At 44.1% G+C, this 13,017-nt stretch carries 11 protein-coding genes; 8 read left to right on the top strand and 3 right to left on the bottom strand.

Going from position 1 to position 13,017, the window contains the following annotated elements; genetic code table 11:
• The first annotated feature begins 56 nt into the window (after positions 1–56).
• Complete coding sequence (aldA, locus tag ACYIA1_RS11135) at positions 57–1,493, top strand: aldehyde dehydrogenase (RefSeq protein ID WP_480335269.1); 1,437 nt, start codon at positions 57–59, stop codon at positions 1,491–1,493.
• A gap of 45 nt (positions 1,494–1,538) precedes the next feature.
• Here the strand turns inward: aldA and ACYIA1_RS11140 are convergent, their stop codons facing one another.
• Positions 1,539–3,299 (bottom strand): DNA polymerase III subunit gamma/tau, encoded by a 1,761-nt coding sequence (locus tag ACYIA1_RS11140; RefSeq protein ID WP_036613276.1) that lies wholly within the window; start codon positions 3,297–3,299, stop codon positions 1,539–1,541.
• A 69-nt stretch (positions 3,300–3,368) separates the two neighbouring features.
• On the opposite strand from ACYIA1_RS11140, the gene ACYIA1_RS11145 reads away from it, so the two are divergent.
• Entirely contained in the window at positions 3,369–3,674 is a 306-nt protein-coding gene (locus ACYIA1_RS11145; RefSeq protein WP_122379871.1) for an FtsB family cell division protein, read from the top strand.
• Complete coding sequence (locus tag ACYIA1_RS11150; RefSeq protein WP_036613279.1) at positions 3,675–3,998, top strand: hypothetical protein; 324 nt, start codon at positions 3,675–3,677, stop codon at positions 3,996–3,998.
• A 182-nt stretch (positions 3,999–4,180) separates the two neighbouring features.
• Here the strand turns inward: ACYIA1_RS11150 and ACYIA1_RS11155 are convergent, their stop codons facing one another.
• Positions 4,181–4,786 carry an OmpH/Skp family outer membrane protein gene (locus ACYIA1_RS11155; RefSeq protein ID WP_005854413.1) on the bottom strand — a complete coding sequence of 202 codons (606 nt, stop codon included), beginning with the start codon at positions 4,784–4,786 and terminating at the stop codon, positions 4,181–4,183.
• Between the two features lie 25 nt (positions 4,787–4,811).
• Positions 4,812–5,030, bottom strand: coding sequence for a hypothetical protein (locus tag ACYIA1_RS11160; protein WP_005854411.1), 219 nt, complete (start codon positions 5,028–5,030; stop codon positions 4,812–4,814).
• A gap of 147 nt (positions 5,031–5,177) precedes the next feature.
• Here ACYIA1_RS11160 and ACYIA1_RS11165 point away from each other — a divergent pair, with 147 nt between their 5' ends.
• From ACYIA1_RS11165 to ACYIA1_RS11185, 5 genes are all read left to right on the top strand, one after another.
• Positions 5,178–6,635: an aminoacyl-histidine dipeptidase gene (locus tag ACYIA1_RS11165; RefSeq protein WP_121772262.1), complete on the top strand. Its 1,458-nt coding sequence runs from the start codon at positions 5,178–5,180 to the stop codon at positions 6,633–6,635.
• Between the two features lie 150 nt (positions 6,636–6,785).
• Complete coding sequence (locus tag ACYIA1_RS11170; protein WP_146374924.1) at positions 6,786–8,273, top strand: hypothetical protein; 1,488 nt, start codon at positions 6,786–6,788, stop codon at positions 8,271–8,273.
• A 39-nt stretch (positions 8,274–8,312) separates the two neighbouring features.
• Positions 8,313–9,347 (top strand): endonuclease/exonuclease/phosphatase family protein, encoded by a 1,035-nt coding sequence (locus ACYIA1_RS11175; RefSeq protein ID WP_044545015.1) that lies wholly within the window; start codon positions 8,313–8,315, stop codon positions 9,345–9,347.
• 66 nt (positions 9,348–9,413) lie between these two features.
• Positions 9,414–11,102 (top strand): M23 family metallopeptidase, encoded by a 1,689-nt coding sequence (locus ACYIA1_RS11180; RefSeq protein WP_480335274.1) that lies wholly within the window; start codon positions 9,414–9,416, stop codon positions 11,100–11,102.
• A 134-nt stretch (positions 11,103–11,236) separates the two neighbouring features.
• Positions 11,237–12,985: a phospho-sugar mutase gene (locus ACYIA1_RS11185; RefSeq protein WP_008780043.1), complete on the top strand. Its 1,749-nt coding sequence runs from the start codon at positions 11,237–11,239 to the stop codon at positions 12,983–12,985.
• Positions 12,986–13,017: the final 32 nt, after the last annotated feature.

Consider the following 13,017-nt stretch of genomic DNA (forward strand, 5'->3'; position numbering starts at 1 on the left):
CATTCCTTCCTTTCCCGTACTTTTAAGAACAAATTATTCAACCTAAAAATAGTATCATGAAAGAATTGAAAATGTTTATAGATGGCAGATTCATTGAGAATGAGTCTGGGAAATGGATCAAGGTATTGAATCCTTCTACCGAAGAGGTTATTTCACTGATGCCTGACGGGACGGTTGAAGATGCCAGAAAAGCAATCGATGCCGCAGAGAAAGCGCAGAATCAATGGGAAAGAACACCCTCTATAGAAAGGGCTGCTTATCTGACAAAGATAGCGACAGGCATCCGTAAGAGAGAGAAGGAACTGACCGACATCATCGTCCGTGAAGGAGGCAAAACCCAAGGACTCGCCAATGTTGAAGTTCTTTTTACCGCAGATTATATGGATTACATGGCAGGCTGGGCCCGTCGGTACGAAGGGGAAATCATTCCCAGTGACCGCCCTCATGAAAGCATTTTCTTATTTAAGAGACCGATTGGAGTAACGACAGGTATCCTACCTTGGAATTTCCCATTCTTTCTAGGCGCTCGTAAAGCCGCTCCGGCCTTGATCACTGGAAATACGATCGTGATAAAACCTAGCCAGCTTACGCCAGAGAACGCATACGTATTCGCACAAATCGTGGAGGAGGCAGGTTTGCCCGCCGGCGTTTTCAATCTGGTAAATGGACGGGGTAGCGTGATTGGGCATGAACTCGCGGCGAATCCGAAAGTAGGTATGGTTAGTCTGACAGGAAGCGTGGGAGCCGGACAACAAACCATGTCCGCTGCCGCTCCTAATATCACGAAAGTTTCTCTGGAGTTAGGAGGTAAAGCCCCGGCTATCGTGATGAAGGACGCAGATATCGATCTTGCTGTTAAGTCTATTATTGCCTCTCGTGTGATCAATACCGGACAGGTATGTAATTGTGCCGAACGGGTTTATGTAGACAAAGCGATAAAAGAGACCTTCATGGAAAAACTAGTCGCCGGCATGAAGCAGGTAAAAGTAGGAAATCCCAATGAGGTCGCAGATCTGGATATGGGACCGCTTATTGAAGCCAGCGCGTTGGAGTCTATGGAGAAAAAAGTAGAGAGAGCGATCCAACAAGGTGCTAGGCTACTGTGTGGTGGCCATAGGATCGGTACAAAAGGATATTTCTTCGAACCGACCGTTTTGGATTGTGTTACACAGAAAATGGATATCATACAAGAAGAGACTTTTGGCCCCATACTGCCGGTTGTCGAATATTCAGATATCAACGACGCTATCGCATGGGCGAATGATTGCGAATATGGATTGACATCTTCCGTATATACACAAAACTTGGATAACGCATTCAAGGTAATGCGTTCCTTAAAATTCGGGGAGACTTATATTAACCGTGAGAATTTTGAGGCTATGCAAGGCTTCCATGCGGGATGGCGTAAATCCGGAATCGGTGGCGCGGATGGAAAACATGGACTTGAGGAGTATTTGCAAACTCAAGTGGTTTATCTTGAGACAAAGGAATAAAAAATAAGACTAAAGATCCCTTCTTGGGATCTTTAGCATATCTACTTAATCTAACGTCAAATTAAATTCATCCCTCAAACGACCCAAGGTAGGATTTATCTTCATCAGCAACTCTAACTTCTCCGTGGATGTATAAGCCAAATGCTTCTCATTTCCCTCTACGATCCGGACACGCATCTGGATACGGCTATTAGTAAGATGCTGGCGGAGAAATGGCAGGATATGGATCGCATTATTGATCAATTCCTCTTGCTGCCCCGGGTTATGTACGGCTACCTCGAAATAATAATTCTCTTGCAGGGTAGGCTTGCAATTGATCATCGTATTCTTAAGATACACTTTCTTGTCAATCGTTGCGGCGTAATTATCCCATTCACGAACCAAGGAATCATTGTCAAAGGGAGTTACTACCTCCTTTACGTTCGTTGTCGCTTGTTGAACGGTTTGTTGCTTAGGCTTCTCCACTCCGATCTCCTTCATGGAGATTCCCATCGGACGAGCCGTTCTACGAACCGGATTAGGCGCTGTAGACGGAGGTGGCGCAGGAACCGAGCTCGGCATGTGCGTACTCATAACTTGTGGAGCACCGGCCGCTGCCGTAACTGAAGGAGCTTGAGGCGGCTGTTGAGGCTTCCCGCTATTCACCGCTTGAGAAGCTGGATTCGTCCCGGCGATCGGCTCAATCAGCGCTTTTTTTTTATCGTCGGCGGCTACCTGTGTTAATTGACAGAGCTGAATCAACGTCAATTCCAATAAAAGACGCTTATTGCGGCTGGCACGATAATTCAAATCACACGTATTCGCTAGCTCTATCGCCTTGAACAGAAGTTGATCCGGACAATGTTTCGCCATCTCCTTATATCGTTCACGTATAGAAGCCCCCACCTCGAATAGCACCAAGGTGGACTCATCCCGGCATACCAATAAATCCCGGAAATGCCCGGCCAAACCGGTTATGATATTCTGCCCGTCGAATCCTTTGCCTAATATCTCGTTCAAGATCAATAAAGATGCCCGCACATTGCCAGATAAGATCGCATCCGTCAGACGAAAATAATACTCATAATCCAGCACGTTCAAGTTATCGATAACCGCTTGATACGTGATATTTCCATTCGTAAAACTTACCACTTGGTCAAAGATAGACAAAGCGTCGCGCATACCTCCATCCGCTTTCTGGGCGATCACGTTCAAGGCTTCCGGTTCCGCTGTTACCCCCTCTTGCGAAGAGACATATTGCAAATGCTCCACCATGTCGGCGATGGATATACGGGAGAAATCATAGATCTGACAACGGGAAAGGATCGTGGGAAGCACCTTGTGCTTCTCGGTCGTAGCCAAGATAAAGAGAGCATGATGCGGAGGTTCCTCCAATGTCTTCAAGAATGCGTTGAAAGCGGCGGTCGTCAACATATGAACCTCGTCAATAATGAAGACTTTGTATTTACCGATTGGAGGCGGGATACGCACTTGGTCAATCAAGGTACGAATATCGTCCACCGAGTTATTCGAGGCGGCATCCAGTTCATGAATATTATAAGAACGCTGCTCATTGAAAGCCCGGCACGACTCGCACGCATTGCAAGCCTCGCCATCCGCCGTCGGATTCAAGCAATTGATCGTTTTCGCAAAGATACGGGCACACGAGGTCTTTCCTACTCCACGAGGACCGCAAAACAGATAAGCATGCGCTAATTTGTTACTTTGTATCGCGTTTTTCAGCGTAGTGGTAAGAGACTTCTGCCCTACTACACTCCGGAAAGTAGACGGGCGATATTTTCTTGCCGATACAATATAATTATCCATTCTCTGCTTTTTATTGATAAGACAAAGATAAACAAAATAATTCATTATCTTTGCGAAAACGATGTTTCGATGTCACGCATAAAAGAGTTTTACATAAAGTATCTATCGTGGATCAACGCTTATTGGTTGGTTACCATCGTGTTCCTTATCGTCACCTTTACGGTGGGCGATAGCAGCCTGTATAAACGCTATACGTACGACGAGAAAATACGCAGCTTGGAGAAAGAGATCAAACATTACCAAAAGGAGATCGAAATCAACAGCAAGAAATTAAACGACCTGCATACGGACAAGGAGGGACTGGAACGTTTCGCCCGTGAAGAGTATTTTATGAAAAGGTCGAACGAGGATGTTTTTATTATCAAGGACAAATAAATGAATCAACAAATCAGATCGATTATTTTCGGCGTAGCGGGATTACTCGTATTAGCCGGTGCCGTATTGTTTCTTACTCATTGGGCTGTCGCCCCTTATTTATTCGCTGTCGGTGCGGCGGGTATAGCCGTTTGCTATCTGACCCTTCCGGTTAAGGACTTGGACTTTCGTCGCCGTCGGCTCCACCGTTTCAACGTATTCGCCGGACTTCTAATGATCGTATCTTCCGGCTTTATGTTCAACAACCGTACCGAGTGGATCCTTTGCTTGAGCGTAGCCGCTATCTTACAAGTATATACCGCTTTCGTTACTCCTAAAGAGTAATTGGCCGCAAAACGCAGCGCTACTGATCCGACCGATGAATATATACTGACCAAGCCAACGCAGTATATATTACTTTGCAGATACAGTATATCTTCTATAAAATCCCCGGTAAGTACCGTTAAAAAAGGGTGTATCAAACGTTCCTTTGATACACCCTTTCTTTTATAAATTCTATTAATAGCTTACTTGGCCGGAGAGGAATAATTCTTATTCAAGTATTCCAGCAATTCGCCTGTGATATCATAGGAATCGCCAGCCAAAAGGATATTATCTCCTACCGTATTGCTGAATACCACTTGATAGCCCCTACCCAGATTGAAAGCCTTCAATTGAGAAACAACCGTATCGCGTAATTGCTCGTTCAACTTCTGCTGCTCTTGCATCAACTCTTGAGCCAATTGGTTATCTAAGTTCTGCAACTCTTGTTGCTTATTCAATAAACGTTGTTGCTCTTGCTCCGCCCTCTCACGGGTAAGGAAAGCGTTATTTTCTACCTTACGCTGGAAATCTTGCATCTCGCCTTGTAAACTACGGGCTTTCTGGGTGATGTTAGCACGGGAATTCTCTTGTTTCTTCAAGATGATCTCGTTCAGATCCTTGGAATAATTGTAATTAAGTAACAGGGAATCCACATTTACATAAGCGATCGGAAGTAAGGCCGTTGTGTCTCCCGCTGACGCAAATGTTCTTGTTACGCTTGATTCTTTCTTGCCGGAAAATTGCATAATATACAAGATTACGACAGCCACCGCTAGCACACCGTTAATAACGTAGTTAATGTTCTTCATAAAGTGCAATTTAAATCTTATTTTTTTATTCTTTTATTTCGTTCATGATGTCATAGAGCCCCTTTTGCTTAACCGCCATACGATCCATGGTCTTCGCGCAAAATATACCTTTCTTACCCAACGCCCTGTTTCCTTCGATATGCGTATTCGGGAACCTTCCTCCCTTTTTCAACAGCACTTTTATCGATAGCAACACGACGCTGATAACAAGAATTATGACCGTAAATAATAACGTTGTAAGCATTTTCTCTATATTTGTGGACGCAAATATAAGAGTTTAAGTGATTACTAAGTGTCTTTTTGGCATTTTATTCTACTTTTTTTCGAACTAAGCTCTTTCAGTTGCGGTTTTATTAACTTTAGAGTAACATCTATAATACATTGTAACATTATGAAGATTACTGATTTAAAGCCTACTATCGTATGGAAGTTCTTCCATCAAGTAACCCAAGTGCCTCGCCCCTCAAAAAAGGAAGGCAAAATGATTGAATTCCTAGAATCATTCGCGAAAGAGTACAAAATAGCTATCAAGAAAGATGAAGCCGGCAACCTTTTAATGTCAAAGCCTGCCACTCCGGGAATGGAGGATCGTCCGGTAGTCGTATTGCAGTCTCACATGGATATGGTTTGCGAGAAAAATAACGGTACGAAACACGATTTCGACAATGATCCGATCGAGACGATCGTCGACGGCGAATGGCTGCGTGCCAACGGCACTACTTTGGGAGCCGATAATGGTATCGGTGTAGCGGCCGAGTTGGCTTTGCTTGCCTCCGATGATATCCAACACGGTCCGATCGAATGTTTGTTCACGGTAGACGAAGAAACAGGTTTGACTGGAGCGAAAGCCTTGAAAGAAGGTTTCATGACCGGAGATATCTTGTTAAATCTCGATAGCGAGGACGAGGGAGAGATCTTTATGGGTTGCGCCGGAGGTAAAGACACACAAGCGACTTTCCATTACGAGCCAGTTCCTACGTCCGATAAGATGCAGTATTTCCGTATCGACGTGAAAGGGCTGAATGGCGGTCACTCCGGTGGCGAGATCCACAAAGGATTAGGCAATGCCAACAAGATCTTGGTTCGTTTCTTATTCTTATTGAAAAAGAAATATGATTTCGTTCTTTGCTCTATCGATGGAGGAAACTTACGTAACGCAATCGCTCGCGAGGCACACGCCGTGATCGGCTTGCATCCGGAAAATAAGGAGGATGTACGTATCTTGCTGAACCATTTCGCCGCCGACGTTGAAAATGAGTTGAAACATGTAGATCCGAACGTTCAGTTAGCGATGGAGTCCACGGATCGTCCGGAGTACCATATAGACAATGCCACCGCCGAGAAATTAATCTACGCCTTGCACGCTTGTCCGCACGGCGTAATCGGTATGAGCCACGATATAGAAGGCTTGGTAGAGACTTCTACCAACCTTGCTTCCGTAAAGATGAAAGAAGGCAATACGATCTTGGTCGGTACCAGCCAACGTAGCTCTATCGAATCATGCAAGATCGCTATCGCCAATACGGTAGCCTCCACGTTCCTATTGGCTGGAGCAGATGTAAAACATGGCGACGGCTATCCGGGATGGGCCCCGAACCCCGACTCTAAGATCTTGAAGATCGCACAGGAGACTTACAAACGCCTATTCAACAAAGACGCCAAGATCATGGCCATCCACGCCGGATTAGAGTGCGGTTTGTTCTTGGAAAAATATCCGAAACTGGATATGATCTCTTTCGGGCCTACTTTGCGTGACGTACATTCACCCAACGAGCGTATCGAGATCGCTACGGTCGGTTTATGGTGGAGCCACCTTCTTGAATTATTAAAGAGCATCCCCGCAAAATAAACCAACGTTTTTTGCGTTATAAGAAGAGGAAAGACACGATAACCGTGTCTATCCTCTTTTTTTATGTTAATGTCTTGCAACTTTTTTATGATAATTTTGTTTATCTATTGAAACAAGAACACAAGATATTTACAGTTAACATTTACGAAAATGAAAAGATTAACGATAACGCTATTTATACTCGCGACGCTTCTGTTGAACATGCTTCCGGCATGCGACGGTTTGGATGATCATTATTCCACTAACCCGACTTACCGGCTAAGCTTCTCGACAGACACGCTCGCTTTTGACACGATCTTCAGTACGATCGGTTCTACTACCCGTCAATTTATGATCTACAATAAAAATAGTGAACCTCTGAGCATTGAGTCCATCATGCTGGCCAGTGGAGAGGCTACCGGCTTCCGCATGAATGTGGATGGACGCAAAGGTAGCTCATTTAATAATGTAGGGATACTCGCCAACGACAGCATGTATGTATTCGTGGAAGTAACGGTCGATCCGAATGGGGGTAATCAACCTCTGTTGATACAGGATTCCGTACTTTTCACCGTGAATGGCATCCGTCAATCCGTATTATTGGAAGCCTATGGGCAGGATGTTAATCTTTACAAAGGCGGTGTTACGATTACAAAAGATTCTATCCTCACGGCCAATCGTCCTTATTTGATCTACGATAGTTTGGTTATCGCTAAAGGGGTTTCATTGAATATCGAGAAGGGGGCTACTTTCTATATGCATGATAAAGCGAGCCTGATCGTTCACGGCTCCATGAACGCTTTAGGCACCTTGGATGAGCCTATCACTTTCCGAGGCGACCGTTTGGATTATATACTAAATGATATATTACCGTATGACCGGACTCCCGGACAATGGGGAGGCATTACCTTTAAGGCGGATAGCTACGGGAATGTCTGGGATAATGTAATCGTACGTAATGGTACCTTCGGTGTATATTGCGAGCTTTCCACCCCGGACCGCCCAAAGATCAAGATAAACAACTCACAGATCACGAATATGGGGAGCGATCTATTCTTCGCCATCAATTGTGATGTTATCGCTACAAATACGGAATTCAGCAATGCCGGAGGAAGTGTACTCACTTTAGTCGGTGGTAAATATTACTTCGCTCACTGTACAATGGCTAATTACATGAGTTTAACCAAAAGGGAAATGGCCAGCGAGACTGTTCCTTTGGATAGTAAATGCCTATACTTGCTCAATAACGTAACAGTAGACGGAAATGGCCCGTATCCTATCACGCAAGCTTATTTTGACAATTGCACTATCGATGGAAGTTACGATGTCGAATTAAAAGCAGATGGCAGTACAGATTTCGATTATCGGTTCAATCACTGTGCGCTTAAAGCCAAAGAATCCTCCAGCGATCACTTCAAGGAGGTCTTGTTTATCAAAAAGACTCCTTCCTATCGGAAAGTAGGAGGCAAGCAAAATAAATACACCTATGATTTCCGGCCAGATTCCGTATCGACTACCGGAGTCGGAAAAGCAGATCCCGAGATAACGAAGAATTATCCGATCGATCGTTACGGTGTCAACCGGCTAACCAGTTCGAACGGCCCGACCATAGGAGCCTACGAGTTTGTTCAGGAAGAGACCGAAGATTCAAACGAATAAGAATACATTACATATTAACAATTAATCAAAGCTTTAACTATGAAGATTTTTATGTTTTTTCTTTTATTCTTTGCCTCCCCTCCGTTATTTGCCCAAGCTACGTTCAAGGTCATGACCTATAATGTGGAGAACTTTTTCGACACAAGGGATAATCCAACCAAGAATGACGATGAATTTCTACCTTCCGGCAACCGGTACTGGACACAAAGCCGCTACTATCATAAGCTACAACAAATAGCGAAAGTAATAAGCGCTGCCGGGGAATGGAGCACACCGGCCTTAATAGCTCTTTGCGAAGTCGAGAATGACTCCGTCCTGTCTCATCTTACCCGTCGCACACCGCTCCGCTGGCAGGATTACCGATATATTATCACTCAAAGCCCCGATCCCAGAGGTATTAATGTCGCTCTTCTTTATCAACGAGATCAATTCTTTTATTTACGACATGAATCCATTCCAATTCGTTTCTCCGGGAACAAACACAAATTAACCCGAGATATCCTACACGTATATGGAAAGATCATAACAGGCGATACCTTAGATGTTTTCGTGTGTCATTTCCCCTCCCGCTACGGAGGAGAAAAAGAAAGTGAAAAGGATCGTTTTGATGCGGCCCGCACTTTACGGGGATCTAGCGATTCCCTGTTACTGATACGAGAAAAACCGCAGATACTCATTATGGGAGACTTCAATGATACCCCTCAAGACAGAAGTATTTCCGAGATATTCGCTGCCCAAGCCTTTCCTGAAAATACGCAGATCACAGATTCCACATCTTGTACCTATTATAATTTGTTCGCAAGCCCCCATATAACTCAATTCCCGGGTAGTCATAAATACCAAGGCGAATGGAGCCAACTCGATCAAATAATCGTAAACCGGGATCTCATCACGCAAGAGTCTTCCATGCATATCATTCCGGAAAGCATCCACATATTCGCTCCTGATTTTTTATTGACTAAGGATAAAACATGGCGGGGGGTACGTCCTTTTCGAACCTATTACGGCTTTAAATATGAGGGCGGTTTTAGTGACCACCTGCCATTAGTCATCGATTTCCAAATATGCCCGTAAAAACACGTACGTGTTTTCCATAGACACAAAAAACACTATCTTTGTATCACAAAATACGTAATACCTATGAATATTAGATCCATATATCTAGCCGGTCTATTCGCGATCATCGGCTCCCACATAATCAACACAAACGCCCAGCAACTTAGGAATCCTTTCGATTTCCCGATCTTACTGAGCGGAAATTTCGGTGAGTTAAGAAGTAATCATTTCCATTCCGGAATAGACTTCAAGACACAAGGGGTAGAAGGTAAACCCGTACATACGGTACAAGAAGGATACGTATCACGTATATCCGTAAGTCCATGGGGCTACGGTAACGGGCTTTACATCACACACCCGGATGGAACGACCACCGTATACGGCCATCTACAAAAATTCTCGAAGAAAATAGCGAATTATGTAAAAGAGCAACAATACGCACAAGAAAGTTTCAATGTAAATCTCTTCCTTACGCCGGATTTGCTTCCTGTCGAGAAAAATGAAGTCGTAGCGTTAAGCGGCAATACCGGAAGCTCTGGTGGACCTCATCTCCATTTTGAGGTACGAGACACCGAGACCGAGGAAGTCATGGACCCCTTGGATTATTTCTCGGATCGGATAACCGATACCCGTCCTCCTAAAATCCAAGGAATACAGATCGTCCCCATCGAAGGAAAAGGCGTAGTAAACGGCAAAAGCAAGAAGCTTGAGATAAAACCCGTCACGGCGAAAAACGGGAAACAGACAATCACTGGAAAAATCGAGGCATGGGGAGAAATAGGGCTCGCTGTAAAAGCCTATGATTATATGGATAATACGACTAACATTTATGGCGTACGAGAAATCACGCTCACGGCGGACAGCCAAGTGATTTTCCATAGTAATCTCGATAGGTTCGCATTTGACGAGACCCGTTATCTGAACACATTCACAGATTACGAAGAATGGAAAGATCATCGCTCTTTCTATATGCGTAGTTTCATCGAGCCGGGAAACCGTCTACGCTTCCTTGAAAGCGTAAACCGGGGAATCTTGCGTATAGATGAACCTCGTACCTATCATTTGACGTATACACTTGCTGACGCTTTCGGCAATGCCACCCGTTTATCCATCTGGATCGAGGGAAAGAAACAAGAGATCCCCCAGATCGATACGACTCATACAGAATTATTCCATTGGGGTGGCGAGAATAGGTTCGGCGCTAAAGGCATCCGTCTCGTCATGCCTAAAGGTAATCTATATAATGACCTCTACTTCCGCTATTCGGTGAAAGAAGATAGTACCTCATTATCAGCCACCCACATATTGCACGATAAGCCAATCCCTTTGCATGGAACGGCCCAGTTATCACTATTCTTGCAAAGCGATACGCTTGAGAATAAACAACAATATGGTGTGGTTCGCTTACAAAACGGACGTGCCTCTTGGATGGGCGGTACATACCGTAATGGCTGGATCGACGCAAATATCAAGGAATTGGGCAGTTATAAGATACAACAAGATACAAAGGCTCCGGTTATCACGCCGATCAACCAACAGACGTGGATCAACAAACAGAACTTCATATTCCGTTTGTCCGATAACTTAAGCGGGGTACAAACCTACCGGGGAGAAATAGACGGGCAGTTTGTCTTATTCGAGATGAATAATAAATCGGTTATTACCTATCGCCTCGATAAAGAAAGACTGCAAAGAGGTAAGCACGAACTTAAATTAATCGTAACGGATGCTTGCGGAAATGAGTCGATTTATACACATCCGTTCACGTGGTAGAACGATTTATCGCATTTTTTAGGCAAAATATAAGTCCTTTGATTGCTTTACTTTAAGAAATTCGTATATTTGTTTCTTGTATATTTATCGTATTGAGTAGATTGCTCAACAATAAACACAATAATATTATAAACATGGAAAACAACGACTTATTAGAAATGGTAAGAAGTAAGGCACAAGGATGGCTTACGAAAAGTTATGATGCGGAAACTCGTGCTCAAGTTCAAGCGTTACTTGACAACGAAGATCCTACTGAGTTAATCGAGTGTTTTTATAAAGACCTAGAATTCGGCACAGGCGGATTGCGGGGAATCATGGGAGTAGGTTCAAATCGTATGAATATATATACGGTTGGCGCGGCTACCCAAGGTTTATCCAACTATCTGAAAAAGGAATTCGCAGATCTTGAGCAGATAAAGGTTGTCATCGGTCACGATTGCCGTAACAACAGCCGTAAATTCGCTGAAATATCAGCCGATATCTTCTCCGCTAACGGAATCAAGGTTTATTTATTCGAAGACCTGCGTCCGACTCCGGAAATGTCATTCGCTATCCGTAAACTGGGATGCCAGAGCGGTATCATCTTGACGGCTTCTCACAATCCGAAAGAATACAACGGATACAAGGCTTATTGGGATGATGGCGCACAAATGATCGCCCCGCACGATAAGAATACGATCGCCGAGGTTAACAAGATCCGTAACGCTAGCGAGATTAAATTCAAAGGAAATAAAGAATTGATCGAGATCATCGGACAAGCGATCGATGATGAATATATCAAGGAATTAACAACGATTTCTTTGTCTCCGGAGGCTATTTCCCGTCATAAGGACATGAAGATCGTGTATACTCCAATTCACGGAACAGGTGTTAAATTGGTTCCTGCCGCTTTGAAAGCTTACGGATTCACGAACATTATCCATGTACCGGAACAAGATGTTGTTAGCGGTGATTTCCCGACGGTTATCTCTCCGAACCCGGAAGAGCCGGCTGCTTTAGCTATGGCTGTAGAGAAAGCAAAAGAGACTGACGCTGAATTGGTAATGGCTTCCGATCCGGACGCAGACCGTGTAGGTGCCGCCGTTAAGAATAACGAAGGCGAATGGGTACTTTTGAATGGTAACCAAACCGCTTTGATGTTCGTTTACTATTTAATCACCCGCTGGAAAGAGTTAGGTAAGATCAATGGTAAAGAATATATCGTAAAGACAATCGTTACGACAGAGACGATCAAGACGATCGCCGAGCGTAATGGCGTAGAAATGTACGATGTTTATACAGGCTTCAAATGGATCGCTAACGTTATGCGTGAGAACGAAGGCAAGAAAAACTATATTGGTGGTGGCGAGGAAAGCTACGGATTCCTTTGCGAGGATTTCGTTCGCGATAAAGACGCTGTTTCCGCTTGCGTTATCTTAGCCGAGATCGCAGCTTGGGCAAAAGATCAAGGTTTGAGTTTGTATCAATTGCTTCAGAAGATTTACGTGGAATACGGCTTCTCTAAGGAGAAAGGTATCTCTGTCGTGAAGAAAGGCAAGAGTGGAGCGGAAGAGATCGAGGCTATGATGAAAAAGTTCCGCGAGAACCCATTGACAGAGATCGCAGGCTCTAAGGTAACTTATTTCTACGATTACTCTACATTGAAAGGTAAGGACTATGCAGAGAACGAAACCGTTACATTAGATATGCCTACTACCTCTAATGTGCTTCAATACTTCACGGAAGATAATACGAAAGTATCTATCCGTCCTTCCGGAACAGAACCGAAGATCAAATTCTATTGCGAGGTTCACTCCAAGGTAAAGAGTATCGATGAATTGCCGGAGGCAGAGAAAGCGGCAGAAGAAAAGATCAATCAGATCAAGGCTTCTTTAGGGATCTAATCGAACTTAATTATTACATATAGAGGCAAGGG

This window comes from Parabacteroides sp. KHUB-02, assembly GCF_056640955.1.